22 protein-coding genes are annotated in these 25,027 nt (G+C 54.9%); 17 read left to right on the top strand and 5 right to left on the bottom strand.

Annotation, left to right across the window (positions count from 1 at the left end):
- The first annotated feature begins 29 nt into the window (after positions 1-29).
- From HCR00_RS04925 to HCR00_RS04955, 7 genes are all read left to right on the top strand, one after another.
- The gene (locus tag HCR00_RS04925) at positions 30-617 is read left to right on the top strand and encodes a PH domain-containing protein (protein ID WP_167143271.1); all 588 of its coding nucleotides are present in this window, start codon (positions 30-32) and stop codon (positions 615-617) included.
- Between the two features lie 6 nt (positions 618-623).
- Positions 624-2,165, top strand: coding sequence for a PH domain-containing protein (locus HCR00_RS04930; protein ID WP_167143273.1), 1,542 nt, complete (start codon positions 624-626; stop codon positions 2,163-2,165).
- Positions 2,155-2,856: a DUF2520 domain-containing protein gene (locus HCR00_RS04935; RefSeq protein WP_167143276.1), complete on the top strand. Its 702-nt coding sequence runs from the start codon at positions 2,155-2,157 to the stop codon at positions 2,854-2,856. Before HCR00_RS04930 ends, HCR00_RS04935 begins: the two co-directional genes overlap by 11 nt.
- A gap of 131 nt (positions 2,857-2,987) precedes the next feature.
- The gene (gene lysS / locus HCR00_RS04940) at positions 2,988-4,529 is read left to right on the top strand and encodes a lysine--tRNA ligase (protein ID WP_167143282.1); all 1,542 of its coding nucleotides are present in this window, start codon (positions 2,988-2,990) and stop codon (positions 4,527-4,529) included.
- A 10-nt stretch (positions 4,530-4,539) separates the two neighbouring features.
- Positions 4,540-4,710: a hypothetical protein gene (locus HCR00_RS04945; RefSeq protein ID WP_166985783.1), complete on the top strand. Its 171-nt coding sequence runs from the start codon at positions 4,540-4,542 to the stop codon at positions 4,708-4,710.
- Positions 4,711-4,713: 3 nt separating this feature from the next.
- Positions 4,714-6,189 (top strand): cardiolipin synthase, encoded by a 1,476-nt coding sequence (gene cls / locus HCR00_RS04950; protein ID WP_167143285.1) that lies wholly within the window; start codon positions 4,714-4,716, stop codon positions 6,187-6,189.
- Positions 6,190-6,279: 90 nt separating this feature from the next.
- Positions 6,280-8,796, top strand: a complete 2,517-nt coding sequence (locus HCR00_RS04955) for an ATP-dependent Clp protease ATP-binding subunit (RefSeq protein ID WP_167143287.1) — start codon at positions 6,280-6,282, stop codon at positions 8,794-8,796.
- 81 nt (positions 8,797-8,877) lie between these two features.
- On the opposite strand, the gene HCR00_RS04960 is transcribed toward HCR00_RS04955, so the two are convergent.
- Both HCR00_RS04960 and HCR00_RS04965 read right to left on the bottom strand, forming a co-directional pair.
- Entirely contained in the window at positions 8,878-10,560 is a 1,683-nt protein-coding gene (locus HCR00_RS04960; protein ID WP_167143290.1) for an FAD-binding dehydrogenase, read from the bottom strand.
- A 1-nt stretch (position 10,561) separates the two neighbouring features.
- Entirely contained in the window at positions 10,562-11,797 is a 1,236-nt protein-coding gene (locus tag HCR00_RS04965) for a MalY/PatB family protein (protein WP_167143293.1), read from the bottom strand.
- Between the two features lie 41 nt (positions 11,798-11,838).
- Between HCR00_RS04965 and HCR00_RS04970 the strand changes: the two genes are divergently transcribed.
- The gene (locus tag HCR00_RS04970) at positions 11,839-12,453 is read left to right on the top strand and encodes a class II aldolase/adducin family protein (RefSeq protein WP_167143296.1); all 615 of its coding nucleotides are present in this window, start codon (positions 11,839-11,841) and stop codon (positions 12,451-12,453) included.
- Between the two features lie 9 nt (positions 12,454-12,462).
- Here the strand turns inward: HCR00_RS04970 and HCR00_RS04975 are convergent, their stop codons facing one another.
- Together HCR00_RS04975 and HCR00_RS04980 are read right to left on the bottom strand one after the other, a co-directional pair.
- Complete coding sequence (locus tag HCR00_RS04975; protein WP_167143299.1) at positions 12,463-13,143, bottom strand: NUDIX hydrolase; 681 nt, start codon at positions 13,141-13,143, stop codon at positions 12,463-12,465.
- Positions 13,143-13,757, bottom strand: a complete 615-nt coding sequence (locus HCR00_RS04980) for a 5-formyltetrahydrofolate cyclo-ligase (RefSeq protein WP_167143302.1) — start codon at positions 13,755-13,757, stop codon at positions 13,143-13,145. The genes HCR00_RS04975 and HCR00_RS04980 overlap by 1 nt, the downstream gene beginning before the upstream one ends.
- Positions 13,758-13,844: 87 nt before the next feature.
- Here HCR00_RS04980 and HCR00_RS04985 point away from each other — a divergent pair, with 87 nt between their 5' ends.
- Positions 13,845-14,741: a UTP--glucose-1-phosphate uridylyltransferase gene (locus HCR00_RS04985; protein ID WP_166985758.1), complete on the top strand. Its 897-nt coding sequence runs from the start codon at positions 13,845-13,847 to the stop codon at positions 14,739-14,741.
- A 57-nt stretch (positions 14,742-14,798) separates the two neighbouring features.
- Positions 14,799-15,809, top strand: coding sequence for a hypothetical protein (locus HCR00_RS04990; protein ID WP_167143305.1), 1,011 nt, complete (start codon positions 14,799-14,801; stop codon positions 15,807-15,809).
- Positions 15,810-15,824: 15 nt separating this feature from the next.
- Here the strand turns inward: HCR00_RS04990 and HCR00_RS04995 are convergent, their stop codons facing one another.
- Positions 15,825-16,547 carry a FadR/GntR family transcriptional regulator gene (locus tag HCR00_RS04995; protein ID WP_208317301.1) on the bottom strand — a complete coding sequence of 241 codons (723 nt, stop codon included), beginning with the start codon at positions 16,545-16,547 and terminating at the stop codon, positions 15,825-15,827.
- Positions 16,548-16,729: 182 nt separating this feature from the next.
- On the opposite strand from HCR00_RS04995, the gene HCR00_RS05000 reads away from it, so the two are divergent.
- The 7 genes from HCR00_RS05000 (at position 16,730) to HCR00_RS05030 (ending at position 24,865) form a co-directional block, all read left to right on the top strand.
- Positions 16,730-18,337, top strand: a complete 1,608-nt coding sequence (locus tag HCR00_RS05000; RefSeq protein WP_167143306.1) for an ABC transporter substrate-binding protein — start codon at positions 16,730-16,732, stop codon at positions 18,335-18,337.
- A 97-nt stretch (positions 18,338-18,434) separates the two neighbouring features.
- The gene (locus tag HCR00_RS05005) at positions 18,435-19,382 is read left to right on the top strand and encodes an ABC transporter permease (RefSeq protein WP_167143311.1); all 948 of its coding nucleotides are present in this window, start codon (positions 18,435-18,437) and stop codon (positions 19,380-19,382) included.
- Between the two features lie 5 nt (positions 19,383-19,387).
- Positions 19,388-21,427 (top strand): dipeptide/oligopeptide/nickel ABC transporter permease/ATP-binding protein, encoded by a 2,040-nt coding sequence (locus HCR00_RS05010; RefSeq protein ID WP_167143313.1) that lies wholly within the window; start codon positions 19,388-19,390, stop codon positions 21,425-21,427.
- Positions 21,428-21,429: 2 nt separating this feature from the next.
- Positions 21,430-22,245: an ABC transporter ATP-binding protein gene (locus HCR00_RS05015; RefSeq protein WP_166985745.1), complete on the top strand. Its 816-nt coding sequence runs from the start codon at positions 21,430-21,432 to the stop codon at positions 22,243-22,245.
- Positions 22,246-22,356: 111 nt separating this feature from the next.
- Positions 22,357-23,277 (top strand): dihydrodipicolinate synthase family protein, encoded by a 921-nt coding sequence (locus HCR00_RS05020; RefSeq protein ID WP_166985743.1) that lies wholly within the window; start codon positions 22,357-22,359, stop codon positions 23,275-23,277.
- An 11-nt stretch (positions 23,278-23,288) separates the two neighbouring features.
- On the top strand, positions 23,289-24,182 hold the full coding sequence (locus HCR00_RS05025; protein ID WP_167143314.1) for an ROK family protein: 894 nt from the start codon (positions 23,289-23,291) through the stop codon (positions 24,180-24,182).
- Complete coding sequence (locus HCR00_RS05030; protein WP_167143315.1) at positions 24,179-24,865, top strand: N-acetylmannosamine-6-phosphate 2-epimerase; 687 nt, start codon at positions 24,179-24,181, stop codon at positions 24,863-24,865. The genes HCR00_RS05025 and HCR00_RS05030 overlap by 4 nt, the downstream gene beginning before the upstream one ends.
- The last annotated feature ends 162 nt before the right edge of the window (positions 24,866-25,027 follow it).

Here is a 25,027-nt window from a genome sequence, read left to right on the forward strand (position 1 = left end):
CGGGTAGTCTTAAACTGAGGGAGACATTTATGGATGCGGTGCCAGAAGATCCCGAAATTCGGGCGTTTAAAACCACCGGTTCTGCGGTGAAACCACTCGGCCCGAAGGATGACTGGCCCTATGAGCGTGGCGTCTGGAATCGTCTTGATGCGCGTTACGCGTGGGTTGATTTGGTGGGCAATTTAATTCCTGTTCTCCTTTTTGCCCTCGTGTTTGTGCTGCCCATAATTGACGCGGAGCACGGGCTCGGTGGTTTTTTCGAGTGGATCCCTGCGTGGGCTAGATATATGGCGCTAGTTATCGCGGGGTTGTTTCTCTGTAACGCCGCCCTTGCCTTTAGGAGGGTGCGCACAATGGGCTGGGTGATGCGTCAGGATGATTTTGTGTTTCGGCGCGGCCTCCTCTTTCAGCGCACCAGTGCGGTGCCTTACGGGCGCTTGCAGCTGGTGGATATCAGCCAGGGGCCGCTGCAGCGTAAGCTCGGCTTAGCGTCACTAAAGTTTTTAACTGCGGCAGCAAGCGGCACACAGGTGCTGCCCGGACTGTCAGCTGAAGATGCTGATCGCTTGCGTGATGAGCTGATTAGCGTAGCTGAATCTCGACGCAGCGGGGTTTAAGCATAAATGGCTGAGATGACTCACGACTGGCGGAAGCTGCATCCGCTGTCACCTATTTTGCGTGCCGGTTTCACGCTGCTGATTGTTATTGGGTTGTTGCTAGCAAACATGCGAGACCTGATTTTAAACAATCTTTATAAAGTGCTCGGAGTTGACGATTATGCAGTCGAGGGCGGCGACCCGGTTGATGATGCTCTGCAGTTTGCCAGTCATGCGCAGCTGGGTTGGTTGATTATTACCGGCGGTGTTCTCGCGGTTTTGCTGCTGATCGCATTTTTTTCGTGGCTGAGTTGGCGGTTCACTAAGTTCCGGATCACCGAGAACACGATTGAGCTTCGCACGGGTGTGATCTTTCGCGGGCGCAAAGAAACAACGCTCAACCGGATTCAGGCTGTTGACTTAGAGCGGCCTTTTTTGGCTCGCGTATTCGGGCTGACAGCTCTGCGCATCGGCACAGCCGCAGGAGATATGCAGTTGCAGTATTTAGCGCACGCTGAGGCTGTTGAGCTGCGACGGGATCTTTTGCTGTTACTGGTAGAAAAAGACATCGTGTCCGATAGCGATGTTGCTGCCGCCGTGCAGGAAGCTGAGGACGCAGGTGTGGCAGAGACGCAATCTTCTCTGCTTGCGGATCGCGCCAAAGACGTTATCGACCAAGATCTTGACGGCGAAGCATTAAAACAGGATACCGGGCGTTTAATTTTGGGCTATCTCCTGAAGCTGCCGCTTATTATTATCGTGCTTACGTTGACCGTTGGGTCAATTGTGCTTGGGTTTTTCATCAAAGATAAAGGTGATTCGCTCCTGCTCTTAATACCTGTTGTGGTGCCGATGCTGTTTGTTTTCGGCGCGCAGTTAATAGGAGCGTTGAATAAGCAGTGGAATACCGCAGTTCAGGTGCAGGAGCGCGAGCTAAGGATGCGCTCAGGTCTGACCACGACAAAGTCAGAATCGGTGAAGTTGGATCGTGTGCACACTGTTGCGGTTAGCCAGCCGTTGCTGTGGCGAATTCCCGGCTGGTACAAAGTGCGGATTTACACTTCAGGTTTTCAAACAGTCGGTGCTGGCCGGTCTTATGAGGTAATGCCAACGGCTTCAGCCTCCCAAGTGCAGCAGCTGGTGTCCTGGATTCTGCCGGGTCGAGTAACAGAAACAGAGCTTGCCCGTGTTGCGCAGTTTGCGAAGCTTGAGCCACTTAACTATAAAGCCGAGCGGAAGGCCTTCCCACTGCTGCTATGGTCTCCAAATCGAGAGGGTGCTGAGCTTATCTTTTCTGAGAAAGATAAAACACCGCTTCTGGCGCTGCGTGGCGGAATCGCCCCGCGGCAGACAAGCTTAATTAAACTCGAGCTAGCGCAGGGGATAACGGTAGCCAGCAGTTTCGGGCACAGGCTGTTTGGGCTAGCTGCGGTAACAGTGCACTGCACTGGTGCGGTAAATAAGAACACTGTGCACGCTCTCGATATTGCTGCGGCGAAAGAAGCGTTCACGAGCGTGAATAGCGAGATTGTTGAAGCAATTAAACGGGAGAGTATGAGTGCCGAATAAAAAGCCGGGACGCTTGGCTGTTGGCGTTGTCGGGAGCGGCAAAGTCGGCCCGGTGCTTGCGCGCGCGCTAGCCGGCGCGGGGCATGAGATTACTGCGATTACAGCAAGTGACGACGCCGCCCGCGAGCGGGTTGAATCAATGCTTCCAGGTGTGCCGGTTAGGCCCCTGGATGTTGTTGTGCGCAACTCCCAGTTGGTGCTTTTCGCGATTCCCGGGCACGAGCTGCCCCAGTTAGTTGCCGGTCTTACCACGGCAAAAATTTGGCAGCCGGGTCAGCTTCTCGTGCACACCGCACCAGAGCACGGATACTCAGTTTTTAGTCCCGCAACGGCCGTCGGAGCAATCCCGCTTGCGCTGCATCCGGCCCTGGTTTTCACTGGCACGAGCCTCGATTTAGCGCGCCTGAACGAGGCTACAATTGCAGTTACTGCGCCCGATATAGTGCTCCCTATTGGGCAGGCGCTCGCAGTTGAAATGGGCGGTGAGCCGGTTGTGATATCTGATACGGATCGCCCGGCATACGCCGACATGCTAGACGCCGCCCGCGAAATGAGCGCAGCAATTGTGAAACAAACTGTGAGCGGATTGCGCGAACTCGGGGTTGCAATGCCTGAGCGCATAGTTGCCGGAGTTGTGAACGCAGCTGTCGCAGAAGCCCTGCGAGTAGCGGAACAGTATTCGGCTGAATAATATTTGCGCATTCTCGTGTGCTGCGTTGCTCGGCACACCGCTTTTCTACGCTGTGATTTCAAGGCTAGAAAACAGCTGGAAGCGCTAAGATTGGCGGGTAAAGATTTTTATCAAATGGAGGATTGCTACACATGGGTGAGCAGCGGTCGCAGGCAGCAGAATCGGGTGTCGAACAGAACGTGCACGAGCAAAAAGCTGTGCGCATGGCAAAACGTGAAAAATTGATTGCTGCAGGTGACCTCGCAGGTGGTGCATATCCGGTCACAGTGCCGGTAACAGACACAATTCGCAATGTGCGCACTAAGTGGGAGCATCTGACAGAAAGCCCGGATCAAAAATCTGGCGAGGTTGTAGGTATCGCAGGCCGGGTTGTGTTTCAGCGGAATACCGGTAAACTTTGCTTTGCTGCGCTGCAGGCGGGTGACGGCACCCGTATTCAGGCAATGTTTAGCCAAGCAGAATTGGGCGAAGAGCTACTCGCAGACTTCAAGGCGCTCGTCGATCTGGGTGATCACCTCTTTGTTAAAGGTGAGGTTATCTCCAGTCGGCGCGGCGAGCTGTCGGTTATGGTCGCTGACTGGCAGATTGCTTCGAAGGCTCTTGCGCCGCTCCCAAACGCCTTTAACGAAGACCTCAACGAGGAAACCCGTGTGCGGCAGCGCTACCTTGATCTGATCGTGCGTGAGCAGGCGCGTGTAAACGTGCTGACGCGCGCTAAAACAATGGCGAGCTTGCGCAAAACCTTCGCCGAGAAAGACTTCGTAGAGGTTGAGACCCCAATGCTGCAGACGATGCACGGTGGCGCCTCAGCTAGGCCTTTCGTCACTCACTCAAACGCTTTTGACACTGAGCTGTATCTGCGTATCGCGCCGGAGCTTTACCTAAAACGTGCGCTAGTTGGTGGTTTGGAAAGAGTTTTTGAAATCAACCGCAACTTCCGCAATGAAGGAGCCGACTCAACCCACTCACCTGAGTTTGCGATGCTTGAGTCTTACCAGGCATACACCGACTACAACGGCATCGCCGACCTCACTCAAGAGCTGATTCAAAATGCTGCGCTTGCGGTTAATGAGGGCACAGACCGCGAGGGCACGCATGTTGTGAAGTGGGCAGACGGTACGCTCTTTGATCTTGGTGGCAACTGGGATCGAATCTCAATGTACGACACCCTCTCAGATGCCTGTGGCGTGAAGATTACACCGCAAACCTCAGCAGCTGACCTCCAGGCAATCGCCGATAAGGAGGGTGTGGAGGTGAAACTTCCGAATCACGGCAAGCTGGTTGAAGAGCTGTGGGAACACTTTGTAAAAGACGGTCTCGACAGGCCAACTTTCGTCATGGACTTCCCAGTAGAAACAAGCCCGCTGACCAGGCATCATCGCTCGATTGAGGGTGTTGTCGAAAAGTGGGATCTTTATGTGCGCGGTTTTGAGTTGGCGACCGGATACTCAGAGCTTGCCGATCCTGTTGTGCAGCGGGAGCGTTTTGTCGAGCAGGCAAAAATGGGTGCTGCAGGCGATGATGAGGCGATGCGCGTTGATGAGGAGTTCTTGCGCGCAATGGAGCATGGTATGCCGCCCGCCGGTGGTATGGGTATGGGCATGGATCGTCTGTTGATGGCGCTGACGGGTCTTGGTATTCGTGAAACAATTCTCTTCCCGCTTGTAAAGTAGGGTGGCAGGTATGGACTGGTTGAGTAACGCTGTTTGGTCGCTGATTCCGACAATTTTTGCGGGTCTGGTGCTCTGGATTATCTTGCGGGCTGTTTTGCGCGCAGATCGCACTGAGCGCCGAGTTTATAAGCAAATTGAGGCTGAAGAGCGGGCAAAGGCGGGGCTGCCTCCGAAAGAGTAGTTTATGCGTCTGCTCTTGCAACTACTGGAACAGTTGCCGCTTTTTGTTGTCGTCATCGATACGATTATTCGTATTCTTGCGCTTTTTATTGTGCCGCGAAATCGTCGCCCCTCATCGGGCACTGCCTGGCTGCTGTTTATTTTTGCGCTCCCGATTCCTGGCGCACTGCTTTTTGCCGTTATCGGCAGCAGGCGTTTGCCGGCGATCCGTCGTGCACGACACGACTTTATTCACGAAAAATTGCAGGCGGCGATTACCGACGCAGCTGTGGCGAGTTTCCCGCTGCCCCCAGAGCCGCGTTCGGAGGGGCTCGAAAACGCGGTGCGGATCGGCCGCGCACTTGGTGCATTCCCGATGCTCGGCGGCAATAAGGCCTCTTTGCACTACGACTACAAAGAGTCGATTCAACAGATGGCTGATGCGATAGATCTAGCTCAGTCGCACGTTAACGTTGAGTTTTATATTCTGGTTAGCGACAGCACAACTGAACCGGTTTTTTCTGCCCTCCGCCGCGCAACAGCGCGAGGCGTGAAAGTGCGAGTATTAATTGACCACGTCGCTGCAATCATGAACCCGGGCATGTTGCGCACCCGCAGACAGCTGCATGAGATTGGCGCTGAACTCTATTACATGCTGCCGCTCAGGCCCTGGCGGCTGCAGTATCAGCGCCCAGATCTGCGCAACCACCGCAAGCTGCTTACCGTTGACGGCTGCATTGGTTTTATGGGCTCGCAAAACCTCATTGACTCAAGCTACAACAAACTTAAAAACCGCTGGCGTGGTCTGCACTGGAAAGATCTGATGGTGCGCGTTGAGGGGCCTACTGTGCTCGCCTTAGACATGATGTTTCTAAAAGACTGGTACGCCGAGAGCGGGGAGCTGCTTGATTTTGCGACCGACGAGTTTCCTGTTGTGCACCAAGAATCTCGCTTAGAAACACAGCTGCTGCCGTCTGGCCCTGGTTATGCAACAGAAAACAACCTGCAGGTGTTTGTTGCGCTGCTGTACACTGCCAGACGCCGGATTAGCATCACCAGCCCGTATTTTGTGCCGGATGGTGCGCTTATGGCAGCCATTAAAGCTGCCACTGCGCGGGGTGTTGAGGTTGAGCTGTTTGTTTCAGAGATTGGTGATCAACCGGTTGTCTACCATGCGCAGCGCTCTTACTATGAGGAGCTGTTAGAAGCGAATGTGCGCATCTTCATGTTCCGGCCGCCCTTTATCCTGCACGCAAAACATTTCACGGTGGATGATGATGTCGCGGTTATCGGATCCTCAAATATGGATCAGCGCTCCTTTAACTTGAACTTTGAAATTTCTCTCGTGGTGCACGGAGCTGATTTTGTGGCAGACCTTGACGGTGTGAACGACTACTATCGTGAGCACTCTCGCGAGCTCACTCTTGAAGAGTGGAATAAGCGCAATATTTTTGCGCAGCTTGCTGACAATGTTGCCCGTCTCACTAGCTCTTTACAGTAGTAATTTTCAGCTCACGTAAGCCCTCGGCGAACACCGCCCAATTTCAAGCTAAACCCCCGTATCGTGGTAACCAGATAAACGGAGGAAACTATGTTTGAGAGATTTACAGACCGTGCGCGCCGTGTGATTGTGCTTGCCCAGGAAGAGGCAAAACTGCTCAATCATAACTACATCGGCACTGAGCACATCCTGCTCGGCCTGATTCATGAGGGCGGCGGTGTAGCCGCGAAGGCTCTCGAGCAGCTCGAGATTTCGCTCGAGGCCGTGCGGGAACAGGTGACTGAGATGATCGGTAAGGGGTCTCAAACGCCGTCAGGGCACATCCCGTTCACTCCGCGTGCAAAGAAGGTGCTCGAGCTCAGCCTGCGTGAAGCTCTCCAGCTCGGCCACAACTATATTGGCACCGAGCATATGCTGCTGGGCTTGTTGCGTGAGGGTGAGGGCGTTGCAGCCCAGGTGCTGGTAAAACTCGGCGCAGACTTAAACCGTGCGCGGCAGACCGTGATCCAACTGCTGTCTGGCAATCAAGATAGCGGCCGAGAGCCAGTGGCTGTCGGTGGCGGGGAGTCTGATGCTGCCAAAGAAAAGGGCTCTCAGGTTCTCGATAAATTTGGCACCAACCTGACACAGGCTGCGCGTGACGGCAAGCTCGATCCTGTAGTTGGGCGAGAAAAAGAGGTTGAGCGTGTGATGCAGATTCTGTCGCGTCGCACTAAGAACAACCCGGTATTAATTGGTGAACCGGGGGTCGGTAAGACCGCAGTTATTGAGGGTCTTGCGCAGGCTATTGTGAGCGGCAGCGTGCCGGAGACTCTGAAAAATAAGAAGCTGTATGTGCTCGATCTTGGCTCTCTGATCGCCGGTAGTCGATACCGCGGTGACTTTGAAGAACGCTTGAAAAAGGTGATGAAGGAGATCCGGACCCGCGGTGACATCATTATCTTTATTGACGAGATTCACACCCTGGTTGGCGCGGGTGCGGCAGAGGGCGCGATTGACGCCGCAAACATTCTGAAGCCAATGCTTGCACGCGGCGAGCTGCAGACTATTGGTGCGACAACGCTTGATGAGTTCCGCAAGCACTTTGAGAAGGATGCCGCCTTAGAGCGTCGCTTCCAATCGGTAATGGTGAATGAGCCAACCCCGGCGCACGCTATTAACATTCTGAAGGGGCTGCGCAAGCAGTACGAGGAATTCCACAAAGTTAAGATCACCGATGAGGCAATCGAAGCTGCTGTAAATATGTCAGCTCGCTATATTCAGGATCGCTTCCTGCCAGACAAGGCTATTGACCTTATTGATGAGGCCGGGGCTCGGTTGCGTCTGAGCGCACTGTCAAATCCGCCTGAGTTACAAGAGCTCGAAGAGCAGATTAAACTCGCTCGCGCCGCCAAAGAAAAGGCTATTGAGGATCAGGATTACAACCTCGCCGCAACAAAACGTGACGAAGAAAAACAGCTCACCGGTAAACGTCTGCAGCTTGAAAAAGAATTGCGGGCGGGCAACGGCGGCGAGTTTGGTGTCGTAACTGAGAGCGTGATCGCTGAGGTGCTGGCTAATGCGACGGGCATTCCAGTCTTTAAGCTGACCGCGGAGGAGACAGCTCGGCTGCGTTTTATGGAGGATGCTCTGCACGAACGCGTGATCGGCCAAAACGAAGCAATTTCAGCGCTTTCTCGCACGATCCGCCGCCAGCGAGCTGGTTTGAAAGATCCGAAGCGCCCCTCAGGCTCATTCATTTTCGCTGGCCCCACAGGTGTTGGTAAAACCGAGCTTGCTAAGGCGCTTGCTGAATTCCTCTTTGACGACGAAGACTCACTCATTTCTCTCGACATGTCAGAGTACGGTGAGAAGCACACTGTGTCACGTCTGTTTGGTGCAGCACCAGGATTCGTCGGTTATGAAGAGGGCGGGCAGCTGACCGAGAAAGTGCGTCGCAAGCCATTCTCAGTCATTTTGTTTGATGAAGTTGAGAAAGCGCACCCGGATATTTTCAACACGCTGTTGCAGATACTCGAAGAGGGGCGTCTGACAGACGGTCAGGGGCGCGAAGTTGACTTCAAGAACACTGTAATCATCATGACCACCAATCTCGGCTCAAAGGGCATTGCGGGCGGCCCGGTCGGTTTTTCAATGGGAGCAGACACCGAGGCCGGCTATGAAGCAATGCGCGGTAAGGTAAACGAAGAGCTGAAGCAGCACTTCAAGCCTGAGTTCTTGAACCGTGTCGATGAGACCATCGTGTTCCCGCAGCTGAAGAAGGACGAACTCCTGCAGGTTGTTGGTATCTTCGTACGACACCTGCGCGAGCGACTGCTCGACCGTGAGATTGGTCTGGAGGTTACTGACGCAGCCCGCGAACGTCTGGCTGAAGTTGGCTATGACCCTGCGATGGGCGCGCGTCCGTTGCGTCGCACTGTGCAGCGGATGATCGAAGATCCGATCTCAGAGAAGATTATTGCCGGTGAGATTACCGATAACAGCCTCTTGAAGGTTGATTTTGTCGACGGTGAGTTTGTCTTCGAGATTGAGGGCCAGCAGGTTGATGCCGGCCAGGCAGCGGCGGATGCCGCAGCAGCGATCGCGCAGAACGGGCAGGAGCAGTAGGGGTAGTACTGCGTTTAGAGCGGGGTGCGAGCTGTTTTCCATCTGCTGGAAACGGCTCGCACCCCGTTTTGTGATTTATAACTACCCGTCTGCTACAACAGCGCGGCCTGCGGCTCGGCCGCTAAACAGGCAACCACCGAGGAAAGTGCCCTCTAGTGCGTTGTATCCGTGCACGCCGCCGCCACCGAATCCGGCAGCCTCGCCAACGGCGTAGAGTCCGGGAATCACACTGCCTGAGCTGTCGAGCGCGCGTGAGTGCAGGTCGGTCTGGATACCACCCAGCGACTTCCGGGTTATCATATACATTTTTATTGCGATAAGCGGGCCGTGTTCTGGATCAAGCAGCCGGTGCGGTTTTGTTGTGCGCGATAGCTTGTCTCCGATGTAGCGGCGTGAATTGTGCACGCTCATCGCCTGCGCGTCTTTTGCGAAGGGGTTGACAAATTCATTATCCCGCGCCCCGATTACCCGGTGCACGCTGTCTGCATCAAGTAAATCTTCATCGGTTAGCGCATTCATCTTCGCCACCAGCTCGGTCACAGTATTAGCGCTAACCCAATCTTCGCTCCAATCAATAAATGCCTGCACCGGCGCAGGGACACCCTTCCCTAAGCGAGTTTTGAGCAGCAGTTTACGATCATGGTTTGTGATGTCGGGGTTTTGTTCACTGCCGCTTAAGGCAAACTCTTTTGCCGCCACTGTGCTTGAAACAATAAACCAGCTGTGGTCGTAGTCGGCAATAGCAGGATCGGTGCGCAACATGCGCAGAGTGCTCAAAGTGTCGTGTCCCGGTAAACCGGGCGCCGGTAGACGCCGCCCGAGTGCGTCCAACCACAGAGGAGAAGGGCCGGGCAGTATCCGAATTGCGTGCCCGGGCCAGACGGGATCCCAGTTTTTGACACCCTCGGTGTAGTGCCACATGCGGTCACGGTTAACCAGCCGGGAGCCAGCAGCTGCAGCAACATCAAGCATGCGCCCGTCAACATACTCAGGAACACCGGTGAGCATTTTGCGCGGTGGCTTTCCTAAGCGTTCTGGCCAGTATTTACGGATGAGTTCGTGGTTTCCGCCGATACCGCCAGAGGCGACAATAACATTTGCGGCGCGCAGTTCAAAATCGTCTACCACGGTGTTATTTGAGGCTTCGCCGCGGGCACAGTTATCAGCTGCGAGCACGCTGCCACGCACGCCTGCCACCCTGCCATCTTCAATGATTATTTCTTCGACCCTGTGCCGGTAGCGCACCTCAGTTTTCCCAGCTGCGACTGCTTCGTGCAGTGCGTCAATAAAAGGGCCAACAACACCTGTGCCGGTGCCCCATGGCACGTGAAAGCGGGGCACTGAGTTACCGTGTCCGGTGGGGCTTAAATCGCCCCGTTCAGCCCATCCAACGACGGGGGTCAGCTTAATTCCCACCTGATCCAACCATGACCGCTTCTCGCCTGCAGCCCACTCAACATAGGCGCGGCCCCATTTGGCCGCCCATTCGTCTTCCGGATGCTTCCCAGCAAGCCGATCCCACGCAGCAGAGCCCTTCCAATCCTGCCAAGCGAGAGCAAAAGAATCTTTCACCCCGAGCCGGCGCTGCTCCGGCGAGTCCACTAAAAAGAGACCGCCAAATGACCACCACGCCTGGCCGCCAAGATTTTGCTCAGACTCCTGATCAAGAACTAGAGTTTGCTTTCCGCCAAGAAACATCTCTCTGGCAGCGACGAGCCCTGAAAGACCCGCGCCGATCACAATCGCATCTACGTCGTGCGCCATATTAGTTCCTTCCGATAGCAGTATTTATCCTGCGTGCGCCCTCTATCACCATTTCTGGGGCGCACCCGACATTAAAGCGTGCAAATCCCTGCCCACCGCGCCCGTAGACATCACCATCGGCGAGTTTAATGCGCTGCTGCGAGAGGAGTGTTTGGGTGGGGGAATCTCCCAGACCAAGATTTCTTAAATCTAGCCACGCCAGATAGCTGGCGTTAGGTGTTGAGACTGGAATGGCAGGATCGAGAGTTTCGCGCAGCAGTATCTGGTTGGCCTCGATCCGTTCAATAGCGCGCTCAAGCCAGGCTTCGCCTGCTGTAAAAGCTGCAAGGTTACCGAGATAGCCAAAGCGGTCAAATCCAGCGTTGATAGGTGTTGGAAAGTCTGCGAGGATCGCGGTTTCAGCTGTGCCAGCGGCGATGAGGAGCGCGCACTTTGTGCCCGGGATGTTCCAACTTTTACTAGCTGATGTTGTGACGAAACAGGGCACACCGTGTTTCGCAGCGATGGGCGCGAACGGGATAAATGTCGCATCTCGGTGTGTCAGCGGGGCGTGGATCTCGTCAGAAACAACTGCAACGCGGTATTTTGCACACAGCTGTGCCAGGCGTTCCAATTCAGCTGCGCTCCACACGCGCCCGAACGGATTATGCGGGTTGCAGAGCACAAAGACGTCTACGCTTGCAGTGCGGAAATACTCTTCAAGAGCCGCATAATCAATGTCAACTGAAATCGTTTGACGGCCGTCACTTATCGCTATCGTCTGCTGCAATTCGAGCTGGCTGACTTTGGCCTGCGGGAGCGCTGAAAACATCACTGCAAAACCGTTATAGTTTGGGGTGTGCAGGGCGATATGCCCGCCATTTTCCGGTAAAAATAAATGCAGAGCATCGCGCACAGCCTGGTAAACGTCTCGGGTCGCATGCATCTGCTCTAACTTAAGATCCCAACCCCAGCGTCGCTTGGCGAAGGCCGCGAACCCCTCGCGCAGGCGCAGGCTTTCGTGCACGTAGCCGATACTGCCGCTCGCAATTGCATCCGTCCACGCATCGCGAATCTCTTGCGCTGGCGGAAAATCCATTTCAGCAATCCAGAACGGCAGCACATCGCTGTCAACCATCTGGTATTTTGCGTTGTCATAACGTGTGTGCAGCAGTGGGGAGGTGAGCTCATCCCAAGCTGTTCCGCTGGGTTCTGGCGCATTTGAATTTGGATACGACACTTGACCTCCGTTGCTCATGTCTTTAATTCTGCCATGAGTGTGCGAGATAATTGAGCATCATGAAGCACGACGAGACCCTCTTAGATGAACTCATCGCTGTGGGCGCTGACGCAGCTAGGCGGGGGCTTGTGTTGGCCTCCGCCGGTAATTTTTCTGTGCGGCTGAGCGATGACACCTTTGCGATAACAGGCTCGGGAGTCTGGTTTGACCGGCTCTCCCGCGCTGATTTTGCGACAATGAATTTGACGGGTGAGCATCTTAGAGGTGTCACCCCGTCGAGTGAGTGGCGCTTACACCGCGAGGTCTATAAGAGACGGCCAGATGTTAAATGCGTGCTCCATCTGCATCCGGAATACGCGACGCTGCTGCCAACACTGGGGCACAAAATCCGTCTTTTAACACTCGATCACGCGTTTTATGCGGGTGAGATAGGTGTGACAGAGTTTTACCCGAATGGGTCTGACGCGCTGGCCGAAACGGCAGCTGCCGAACTGGAAACTAAAAACTGCGTAATTATGAAGCATCACGGGTGTTCGGTTGTTGCGGACACCGTTGAGATGGCCTACCGGCGCGCTCTCAATTTAGAGGGGGCTGCGCGAATGTCTTTTAACGCACTCCAGTTGCAAGATAGCGAAACGGTGTTCCCCGATGTCGCAGCTGCGCATCACGCATAAATAGGGCACCTAGCGGGTTGGTAAATATAGTTGGCGACTCTCATCCCAAGGAATCTCCCAGCCCAGCTCGGATATTACACCGTCAAAAACCATCGCGGTAAAACCCCACAGCAGGGTTTTACCGTGCGGGGAAGAGATTTCAAAGGCCGGTGTGCCGACCTTATGACCGTCAAATTTTAAAGTCAGTGTGCCGCGGTTCTCAGGGTTTAGCAGTTCAGCGAGTGAAGCACGGAAGGCGCTTATCGCCTCTACCTGATCCGCACGAATTTCGCTTCGCGTGTGTCGCCACCCAAGCACAGGAGTGACCAGGTTGTTGCTCACCGGTAAAAACAACGGTTGTAGCTCACCCAGGGGAGTTACTTGCGAGCCTGGTACGCCAGTTTCTTCATGATTTTCGCGCAGCGCGGTGTCTGTGTGGTTCTGATCCTGCGGCTCAACACCGCCACCCGGGAAGGATATTTGCCCAGCATGGTAGCGCAGATTCGGGCTGCGCTGAATGAGCAGAATATCAAGGTCTGTTGGAGTTTGCGGGAGGTGGTTGCTTGATTCTCCAAACAGCAGCAACACCGCAGATTTGCGGATCGCTCCCGCGTCATCTGGCACAGCCGCTAGCGCTTTAAACGGTATTTTGAAATCCCTGGTGCCCAGCAATTTCAGCTGAGCTACCGGATCGAATTCCGTTCTGGGCATCAGCTTTCGAGATCGAGTTTTAACGGTTTACGGTCTAGGTAGCGGATGCCCTGCGGCTGCACTACGCCGGTGACGGGAACATCGTGTGTTTCGCGCGGTAGATCGGGAACCAACTCATCGTCATAGAGCAGTGCGAAAGTATCGGGCACCTGTTGCGTTGAACCGAGTGTGCGGTCGTAGTAGCCGCCACCCCATCCGAGTCGGGTGCCGGATTCATCAACCGCAGCAGCGGGAAGCAGAATTAGATCACAGTTGTCTATCTCCATTGGGCTAAAAACTTTGCCAATAGGTTCGGGGATGCCGTTCGCGCCGATAATAGTTTCTGAGCTGCTCGGCTCGATCCAGTCCATTAGCATGTCAGGTCTGCATGACGGCAGCAAGATTCGAACGCTGTTTTCTTTCGCCCAGGATATAAATTGGCTTGTGTCTGGTTCTGAGCGCACCGGGAGATAGGCGGCGACGGTGCGGGCGCCGCGCGCAACAACCAACTCTTGCAGGTTGGCTGTGAGGGCTTGGGCCGCGGCAGATTTTTGTGCATCTGTCAGCGCTAAGCGTTTAGCTTTTACGGTCGCTCGAATCTCGCGCTTAATTTGGTGCATCTTGTCAATCTGCATGTCTCAATTCTCTCAAAATCCGCTCAAATGTTGCTGGAGTCCTCGCACTTCTCAGGAAATTTAGAATATTTGGGATACCCTCGGGGTATGAGTAAGTCAGTGATCAAAGCAGTAATTCCCGCTGCCGGGCTCGGAACCCGCTTCCTGCCTGCTACAAAAGCCACTCCGAAAGAGATGCTTCCGATTGTCGATAAGCCAGCAATCCAGTATGTGGTTGAGGAGGCGGCCGCCAGTGGACTGCATGATGTATTGATAATTATTGGCCGCAACAAAGGCAACATCGTTGACCACTTTGATAGCGTGCCTGAGCTTGAACAGACTCTGCATAAAAAAGGTGATAACACCAAACTCGGCATGGTGAAAGACGCGAGCGATATCGCTGACGTGCACTTCCTGCGGCAGGGGCAGCCGCTCGGCCTCGGCCACGCCGTCGGTCGCGCAGAGCAGCATGTTGGGCAGGAAAGTTTTGCGGTGCTGCTCGGTGACGACCTGATCGACGCACGTGATCCTCTGCTGCCAACGATGATTGCTGAGCACGACGCGCGCGGTGCGACCATTATCGCTTTGATGGAGGTGCCGCAGGAGCAGATCCACATGTACGGTTGCGCCGCGGTTGAGCCGACGGAGAACTCGGAAGTTGTGCGAATCACCTCGCTCGTTGAAAAACCGACGGCAGCAGAAGCGCCCTCCAACCTCGCCGTGATTGGCCGCTATGTGTTACGGCCAGAAATTTTTGAGCTGCTCGCAAAGCAAGAACCCGGGCGTGGTGGTGAAATTCAGCTGACCGACGCGTTAAACACACTGGCTCGCGGTGAAGCTGGGGAGAGCGCTGGCCCTGTTTACGGAGTAATTTTCCGCGGCCGCCGTTACGATACCGGGGATAAAGGCGACTGGATCAAAGCAAATGTGCAGGTGGGGATCGAAAGCCCCGGTGTCGGTGACGATCTAAAAGCCTGGCTGAAAGAGTTTGCAGCACAGTTGTAGCATGTCTTCCGCGTGTTAAAAGCGGATATATTCTAGTTTCCGAATACAGTTGTGGCTATGGGTGCAATTGGCGGCGGATTACTGGTTGGCTTAGCTATTATTTTGTGGGCTGGAATTCTGATTCCGGCGTTAATTGAACGTCGTCGCACTCTGAAGGCTGAGCTGTATGCCGGACGTCTCCAACGGGCGATGCGGCGGCTCGCGAGTCAGGCTGAGATCTCAGCCGAGCGAGCGATTGTTGAAGAGGCTAAACAGGTGCTGCAGAAGGAACGAAAACTGCACGCTGAACAGCAAGCAGCGTTAGCGGCAAGACGTGCCGATCTGGCGCAGGCAAAAGCTGAACAGCGCATCGCGGAGCTGGCGGCTAAACGACAAATGCGGTCACAGGCTGCGCTTGTGCGCGCGGAAAAACTGCGTGGCGCTCTGCCAAAATCTCTTCGCCTCGTGTTCCTGGCGATCGGTGTGCTGTCACTGATCGCCGCAGTCGTCGGAATCGGTGTAGCGCTCGGCGGTCAGGGTGCTGCGCTGCTTGTCGCCTCCGGCGGATCCTTTATCGTCTGTTTAGCGATGCTTGTGCTGCTGGCCCCCGGTCGTGCATCCCAGCGTGCGCAGCGGGCTCGGCGGGATGCGCGCTCCTTGCGGGCGGCTTCTACTGGCGGCGGGAGCCACTCTGCTGTTGTGGTGAAGCAAGAGCCTGCGACAAACGCAGCTAATCCGATTCTCAGTGCTGCTGAAGTAGCACGCGCGCAGGCGCGTCAGCATGCTGCAGCTCAGGCGGCTGCAGCGCAGCGGATCGCAGAGGCTCGTGCCAAACAGTTGGCGCGTGTGCGGCGACCGGAAGTGGTGCTAGAGAACCAGACGGACTCAATTCTGTTGCGGCAAGCAGCCCCCAAAACTGCATCTAAAGCAGTCGCCGCTGAGGCAACCTCGACACCTGCGCCGGTAACTGCTAATACTGCCCCAACAACTGAGCTTAAGCGTCGTCTGCACGAGGTTGGAGTTATCGACCCGAGACAGGGCGGTGGGGTTAACCTTGATGCCGCGCTGCGCCGCCGCCGCGCGAGCTAGAACTGTTTTGTGAAACTAGCTTTTAGCTTCCTCTATGACCGTTCGTAACACGGCTTTGAGCGGGTGAAAATGGGCTCGCACTGCTGTGCGATAACCCTCTAAATCGCCAGATTCGGCGGCGCGCAGCATGGCTGCGTGTGCGTTAACAGTATCCATTAGATCGCTGGGTGTTGGGGTGCTGTTCAGCACGATACTTTCCTGATGCACCGTCCACATCGCTATTTGCATCTGCTCAAGCACCGAATTATCAAGGCAAGCGCTGAGTTTTGTGTGAAATTCAATGTCTTTTTCTAAGAAACTGCGCCCTTGGTTGGCGTGACTCTGCATCTCTGAAACGGTGGCGTGCAGTTCTTCATTACGAGTGCCAGCCAGTTTTGCAACAACCTCTTCAGCCATTCCAAGCTCCAGCACTTCTCGGAGCAGCACCACCTGCAGCAGCGCCTCGGCGGAATCGGGCGCAGCTGATGAGCGCATTAAGAGGGTGCGCACCAGTGGACGCAAACTCATTTCTCCGACTACCGCGCCGCGCCCTTGCTTAATAGAAACAATTTCGAGGGCTTCAAGCTGCCTCAGAGCCTCACGCGCAGACGATCTAGACACGCCGAGTGCTTGGCACAGTTCGCTTTCGCTCGGCAGAGCATCACCCGGTTTTAATTGGTGCTGCAGAATGTACTCTTCAATCGCCCGCGCGGTCGCGTTAAAACGTGATCCGACATCGAATTTGCGGCTTGAAATCAAAGGAGACTCGCTATCTGCGTGAGTTTCGTCAGGTTTACAGTTAGGTCACGCAATAGAAAATGTTTGCAAAATTTGTAATTTAACTCGTTTCATAAGTTAACATAGGGCTGTTAGTACGATCTGTCTGATGTCTGACAAGTTAATACCAAAAGTAACTCAAACTCAAGGAAGAGGAGGGGTCGATGTCATTCACCCGCACTCGAAAAGCACTCGTGACTGTTGCCTCAGTTGCGCTTGCTGCGTCACTGGTTGCTTGCGCAAGCAAGGGTGGCTCATCATCAGAGGATGCAGCCGCTAAACCAGAAACTAACACTATTGGTGCTCCGCTGACGGCCGGTGTTGCATATGACACCACTAATTTCCACCCGTCAAACACCACTTCAGCTCTCGCAATGGGCACCAACCTGCACGTTGTTGAAGGTCTTTGGGAGCTTGACTACACAAATAACGCTTCTGCTGTGCCAGCTCTGGCAGCGGGCGACCCGGTAGAGGTCGGTGAGAACACCTACGAAATTACGCTGCGTGATGGAGCAAAGTTCTCTGATGGCACACCTGTTACCGCAGCAGATGTTGAGTCTTCATACAAGCGTATCGTCGATCCTGAAGCGGGCAGCTTGTATGCTGGCTTCCTCACCTTCATCAAGTCCATTGAGGCTAAAGATGACATGACTGTTACTGTAACCCTGTCATCACCTTTCGGGCAGCTGAAAGAACGTCTTGCGCTGATTAAGATCGTTCCTTCAGCGGCGACCGATGAGGAGCTTACTGCAAAGCCGATTGGTTCAGGGCCTTACAAGTACGAGTCTGTTGACGGCGCTGCTGAAGTCACCGCTGTGCCGAACGAGCACTACAACGGTCCACGCCCTGCTACCTCCGAGAAACTCACTTGGTTGGTGCAGAAAGACGACACCGCTCGCACCACGGCAGCGTCTGACGGCACGATCGATGTTATTGAGAATGTGCCAGCAGGAAACCGTGAGGTGCTTGAAGCAGCCGGCCTTAAAGTTGACTCAACTCCGGGCTTCGGCGTTGCGTTCATGATGTTTAACACCGCTAAGGCTCCTTTCGACAACGCTAAGGTGCGACAGGCATTCCACTATGCAATCGACACCCAAAAGTTGATCGACAACAACCTCGGTGGTGAAGCTACTGAGGCAAGCTCATTCCTGAATGAAGGGCACCCGAACTACAAGCGTGCATCACACGTTTACACCCACGACACCGCTAAAGCAAAAGAACTGCTGGCAAGCGCGGGTGTTTCTGGTCTCACTGTTAACATTTTGACCACCGATCACCCATGGGTTGCTGAGCTTGCGCCACAGATCAAGAACGATTTGGCCGCTGCTGGTATTGAAGCAACCATCGAGAGCATGGCTACTGCAGACCTTTACCCAAACCGGGCAGCTGGTAACGCAGCTGAGGGCAATGTGCCTAACTTCGATGTCATCGTGGCTCCTGGTGATCCTTCAGTGTTTGGCACCGACCCGGCTCTGCTGTTCGGATGGTGGCTTGGCGATAATGCTTGGACTCAGGAACGTTCAAACTGGAAGAACAGCGATCCTGAGAAGTTCGCTGAATTCCAGGAGTTGCTGAATGCTGGTGCGTCTGCAACAGACGCTGCAGATGCACAGAAGAAGTGGGAAGCTGTGCAGGATTTCGCATCTGAGGAAGTAGCAATTTATCCACTCTTCCACCGTTCTATCCTGACCGGTTACAGCGCAGATGTTTCTGGTTTCAAGGCGATTGGAACCACAGGTCTGACTCTGCTCGGCGCTCATAAAGCTGAATAAAGAAGCAGCTTTTAACAGCTGAGCTGTTACGGCGGGAGAGCTTTTGCTCTCCCGCCGTAACCGTCACACAGAACAACTTGTTAGAGGGAGCCCACCGGTGAATAACCTCCTCAGACTGATTGGCCGCCGACTTTTGATGCTGCCGATCACCATCCTTGGCGTCACTTTTTTAGTGTTCGCGCTGATGTCGCTGTCGCCCATTGATCCGGCATATTCAGCGCTTGGTGATACAGCATCGCAGGTGCAACTTGACGCGTATCGCGAACTGCACGGTCTAAACCAACCGTTTCTCGTGCAGTACTTCAACTACATTGTTAATCTGTTTCAGGGCGATCTAGGTGTCTACGGTCAGGCTTCACAGTCTGTTTCCGACAAGGTTTTTACTGCGCTACCGCTGACAATACAACTGACCTTTTTAGGTCTGGCAATTGCGCTTATCGTGGCATTCCCGCTGGGCATTATCGCAGCTATTTTCCGGGATAAGTGGCCCGACCAGGTGATCCGACTGCTGTCGGTGGCAAGTATTGCAACTCCGTCTTTTTGGCTTGCCATTCTTTTAGTTGTTACGTTCATCGGCAAGCTTCCCGTCTCCGGTAAGCTGCCTGAATTCTCTGACAATCCCGGCGGTTGGCTGCTCCGAATGCTCCTGCCGGCGTGTGCTCTCGCAGTGCCGGTGATCGGACAGCTGACGCGTGTTGTGCGCACGTCGATGGTGGAAGAGCTGAATCGTGACTATGTGCGCACCGCTCTCGGCGCGGGTATTCCAAAGAACATTGTTATCGGCCGTAATGTGCTGCGTAACGCGCTCATCACTCCAGTCACAGTAATTGGTTTGCGGGTGGGCTATCTGATGGGTGGCGCAGTTGTGATTGAAATCATCTTTGGTTTGGCCGGCATGGGCCGGGTGCTTGTTGAGGGGATTCAACAGAACTGGGTCACAGTTGTGCAGGGGGCAGCGTTAGTGGTTGCGCTTGCATTCGTCATCATAAACATCTTGGTTGACCTGCTCTATGTGGTCATTAACCCACGAATTCGGGGGGTCTAAATATCATGAGCCGTAAACAACTCACCGAAAAAATGGCTCAGCCAGGGGTGCGTCTCAAACCCTTCTCACGCATGAATCGCAGCTCAAAGGTTGCGTTGGTTGTGTTGGCGCTTGTGGTTGTGATCTCAGTTATCGCGCCGTTTATAGCGCCACACGATCCTGAGTTTATTGATGCTAAAGGCATCGCGCCCAACAGCACCTACTGGTTTGGCACGGATCATCTCGGTCGTGATGTTTTTAGCCGGGTGCTTTACGGTGGTCGTTACTCACTTGCAGTGGGTCTAGCTGCAACAGGGATTGCGCTGATATTTGGCGCGATTATTGGTTCGGTCGCGGCGGTTGTGCGAAAATCGCTGTCTGAAATAATTATGCGCGCTATGGATATCGTTATGGCCGTGCCTGGGATAGCCCTCGCGGCTGTGCTCGTAGTGGTTTTCCGCGATGCAAAAAACCCTGAATCACTGGTTTTCGTTATTATCATGGCGATCGCGGCGGTCTATGTGCCGCAGCTAACACGTATTGTGCGAGCTAATGTGATAGCCGCGTACGGCGAGGACTATGTCAACGCAGTTGTCGTGTCTGGTGCGCGTGCGCCGTGGATTCTTGCAAAGCATGTTGTGCGCAACACTGCGGCACCTGTACTGGTTTTTGCCACTGTGCTGGTTGCTGACGCGATTATTCTTGAAGCCTCACTCACCTTCATTGGCGCTGGCTTGCAAGAACCTATCGCAACTTGGGGCAATATTCTCTCCGGTGCGCAGGCTGGCATGATTCGCGGCTGGTGGTGGCAGGCCCTGTTCCCCGGCCTTGCGATCATGATCACAGTGCTCTGCCTCAACATTCTGTCTGAGGGCATTACCGACGCGATGGTTGCTGCGCCGAAAGGGAAGCTGCGCGATGCGCCGCGCTCAGACGCCGAGCGTGAGGCAGATCGTTTGCTCAACGACCCGGTTAAAGCACACGCGGCACAGGAGAGTGCGCTTGCTGCATCACTGGCGGCCTTGCGTGTCACAGAATCCCACCGTTCTGATCGCACCCACAAAACATTCGATGGTGAGCCACTGCTAGAGGTTAAAGACCTCTGCATTAAGTTCCCACGACACGGTGATGTAAATGTGGTTGATCACGTGAGCTTCGCAGTGCGACCGGGTGAGACTATGGGTCTTGTGGGTGAATCCGGCTGTGGCAAATCGATCACCTCTTTGGCAATTATGGGTCTGCTCGACCCGCAGGCGGAAATCTCGGGTGAGATCCTCTATCAAGGTCGAGATTTACTGCAAATGTCAGAGAAAGAGCGCCAGTCGCTGCTTGGGCATGAGTTCGCCATGATCTATCAGGATGCGCTTAGCTCTTTGAATCCGTCGATGCTAATTCGGTCACAGTTGAAGCAGCTGACCAGCCGGGGCGGCACCCGCACTGCGGAAGAACTCCTAACTTTGGTGGGTCTCGATCCGAAACGCACTCTTGCGTCATATCCGCATGAGCTGTCGGGCGGTCAGCGGCAGCGGGTGCTCATCGCTATGGCGCTGACACGCGACCCGAAGCTCATTATCGCCGATGAGCCGACAACCGCGCTTGATGTAACAGTGCAAAAACAGGTAATTGAGCTGCTTAATGATCTGCGGCACAAACTTGGATTCGCAATGGTTTTCGTATCACACGACCTCGCGCTCGAAGCAGAGGTGGCTGATGCGGTTACAGTTATGTACGCTGGACAGGTTGTTGAGCAGGCGCCAACACGCGAACTACTGCAGAATCCAGTGCACGAATACACCCGCGGTCTGCTCGGATCCGTGCTCTCAATTGAAGCGGGGGAGGGTCGTCTGCATCAGGTGCCCGGCACCGTCCCATCGCCGAAGGATTTCCCGATTGGTGACCGCTTTGTGCCCCGCTCATCGCACCCAGATGTTGGTCTTGATGTGCCGCCGATACGCCTGCATATTCCGGGCACCGATCATTTCTACTCCAGCGCCGTAGACGCGGATGGAAAGCCTCTCAACCCGGTTGAGAAAGTGCTCGCAGACCGTGATCAGGAAGGGTCATAGTGATGACTCAAGATAGCACCCCAATTATTGAATTAAAAGATGTGCGCGTCACTTACAACGCTCGCACTGGTTCGATTTTCAAGCCGAACAAGGTGAACGCGATAGCGGGAATAGATCTGGCGTTGATGCCGAAAGAAACTATCGGTATCGTTGGCGAATCAGGCTGCGGCAAGTCAACCACCGCGAACGTAATGTGCGGCCTTTTGGCGCCATCAAGCGGTGAAGTGCTTTTCAAAGGCAAGTCTGTCACGAAACGTACAGCCGCCGACCGTCGTCGCATCGGGCGGGTGGTGTCTGTTGTGTTCCAAGACCCAGCCACCGCACTCAACGCTCGGATGGCTGTGCGTGACCAACTTTTAGATCCGCTGCTTGTGCATAAGATTGGCACCAAGGAGTCGCGTGAGGCACGAGTTAAAGACCTTATTGCGATGGTTGGGTTGCCAGATTCCGCTCTTGACGCCCTGCCCGGGCAGCTCTCAGGCGGTCAACGACAGCGTGTTGCAATCGCGCGAGCGCTCTCGATAAGCCCAGACGCGATTATCGCTGACGAGCCAACCAGCGCGCTAGATGTGTCGGTGCGCGCGCAAATTCTGAATCTGTTGAGCGATCTGAAAGAAGAACTCGGCCTCTCGATGGTGTTTATTTCGCACGATATTCAGACTGTGCGCTATGTTTCAGATCGCATCGTTGTGATGAACGCTGGCAAAATCGTTGAATCCGGTGAGGCACAGGCTTTGCTTGCCAACCCGCGGGATGCCTACACCAAGAAACTGCTTGGCGCAGCCCCATCACTGCTGCACCCGCCACAGCAGGTTTAGATTTGCGTGATGCGCGGCGGTTTACCCCCCACCCAGAGCGCCGCGTGTCCGCAAGCCTCTATAAACCACTGAAAAACTCACTAATTTAATACCAAAGAAAGTGCGCGTGAAATGTCTGAAAAGCTTCGCGGTGTTGTGCCGCCGGTGATTACTCCGCTTCGAGCCGACGGCAGCTTTGATGAGGCTTCGTTTGAGCGGCAACTAGAGCGGTTAATTGCGGCTGGAGTGCACGGGCTTTTTATTTTGGGATCCTCTGGCGAGGTGGCATTTTCTACAACTGCACGCCGTCGTGAGGTTATGGCGACGACCCAGCGTGTTGTCGCCGGCCGCGTGCCGGTGCTGGTGGGTGTTATTGACACACAGACAGAGCGCGTAATTGAGCACATTAAAATGGCTGAAGAGTATGGCGCTGACGGGGTTGTTGCGACCGCGCCATTTTATGCCTTGGGTGGGTTTGCGCAGGTCGAGCGCCATTTCCGTGCGCTGCGCGAGGCAACACAGCTGCCAATTTATGCCTACGACATCCCGATTTGTGTGCATGTGAAGTTACCGTTGGATATGCTCATCACCCTCGGCCAAGACGGAGTAATCCAGGGTGTTAAAGACTCGTCGGGTGACGACGTCAACTTTCGCCTGCTGGCGCTGCGGAACGAAGCTGTTGGGCATCCGCTGCAGCTTTTTACCGGGCATGAGATTGTTGTTGACGGTGCCTACATGTCTGGTGCAGACGGTTCAGTGCCGGGTCTCGCAAACGTTGATCCCGAGGGTTATGTGCGGCAGTGGAATGCCTTCCAGGCGGGTGACTGGGAGGCTGTGCGGGCGGAGCAGGATCGGCTCGCAGACCTGATGTCGCTCGCGTTTTGTGCTCGCAGCATAGTCGGCTACGGCGCGGGTGTCGGCGGTTTTAAGACGGCCCTCTGGCAGATGGGTGTGCTCGAAACTAACGCAATGCCAGAACCTGTTGCGGCGCTTACAGGTGATGATGCGGAAGCGGTGCGGCAGGTGCTCCTGCGGCACGGACTTGTTTCTTAAAGAGGTAGCGCGTGAGCATTCTCGCGTTCGATATTGGCGGAACTAAGATTCGTGCCGGGCTGGTTGATGGAGATCAGGTTGTAGACCCCCGTGTTGTGCCCACTGAGGCGCATCTTGGTGGCCGCCAAGTTATGGCAAAGCTGCAGCAGATCGCTAATTCCTACACCGCTTATGAGGGTATCGCTGTGGCTGCTGCTGGCGTCATAAAGGACGGCGTGGTTGTCTCGTCGAGTGCGCTGCTGCCGGGGTGGCAGGGCACGAATATTACTGGAGAGCTTGCGGACGCTGCCGGGTGTGCGGTCGCAGCTTTGGGTGATGTGCATGCGCACGGTCTCGGTGAAGCAATCTATGGTGCCGGCAGAGGGTTTGCGTCCTGCCTTACGATCGGCTTAGGAACCGGCATCGGTGGCGCATTCACCGAAGGCGATAGAGTGCAGCGCGGTGTGGTTGGGCTGGCCGGTCATTTTGGGCATATGACCGTGCCGGACGCTGTTGCAGAGAAACTTGTGTGTTCCTGTGGGCATATCGGGCATATTGAACCGCTTGCTTCCGGCTCCGGTCTAATCGCGCGCTACCAGAAGGCAACCGGAGAGAAGCTCAGCGGTGCCGAAATCGCAGCTCGCGCGGCTGCCGGTGATGGTGTGGCAGCAAAAATAGTTTTCGGATCGGCGCGTGCGCTGGGAGTGCTCATCGGTGATTCTGTAAATCTGTTAGACCCGGGTGCGGTTGTGCTGAGTGGCTCGGTTGTGAACGCCGGTGCCGATTGGTGGCAGGCGGTGCGCGAGGGCTACGCATCCTCTGTCATTCCGGTAGCGTTACAAACGCCGATTGTGCGTGGCGAATTGCAAGAGAATGCACCTCTAATTGGTGCGGCTGTGCACTACCGAAGGGAGCATGCAAAATGAATGAATTAGAGCCGGTGATCGCCGGGTTGCAGGGCAAGCTAATCGTATCTGTGCAGGCTTATCCGGGCGAACCGCTGCGGGATCCTGCAACGATCGCACGCATGGCTGCCGCCTGCGAACAGGGCGGTGCTGCAGCGATCCGCTGTCAGGGTTTGGCTGATATTGCTGCCGTCAAAGGGCAGGTTAGTGTGCCCGTTATTGGGCTGTGGAAAGAGGGGGATGCAGGAGTTTACATCACCCCGACTCTTAGGCATGCGCGCGCTTGCTCACTGGCTGGGGCTGATATTGTCGCGGTTGATGCGACCCGTCGTGCGCGCCCAGACGGGTTGAGCTATGCAGAGGTCGTTGCGGCACTGCACGCCGAAAAAATTCTTGTGATGGCAGACTGTGGCTCGCTCGAAGATGCGCGGATGGCTGCTGCGGCGGGCAGCGATATTATTTCAACAACACTTGCCGGTTACACCGGTGAGCGTGAAAAGACTGCCGGCCCCGATTTTGAGCTGCTCGAGCAGTGCGTCGCGGAGTTCGATATTCCGGTTATTGCTGAGGGGCGATTCTATTCGCCAGAAGAAGCGGCAAAGGCGATTGATTTGGGTGCCTGGGCGGTTGTTGTTGGGACAGCTATTACGCATCCAACCACGATTACTAGCTGGTTTGCTGATGCGGTTGCTAGCCGGGCTTAAGCCGGCAAGATTATTTTCTGTCTGAGCGCGAAACAGACAATCTGAACTTTTGTCGCGCTACTTAAAGCTGAGTGTGCAAGGATGGAAGAGAACTGATCGCGCATTTTCTGGCGCTAGCGCACTCGCAATCTCCTGCGGGGCTCACAATCTAACAGAGGACAC

Origin of the sequence: Canibacter zhoujuaniae (genome assembly GCF_011752005.1) — a bacterium.
In the GTDB taxonomy this organism is placed as follows: domain Bacteria; phylum Actinomycetota; class Actinomycetes; order Actinomycetales; family Microbacteriaceae; genus Canibacter; species Canibacter zhoujuaniae.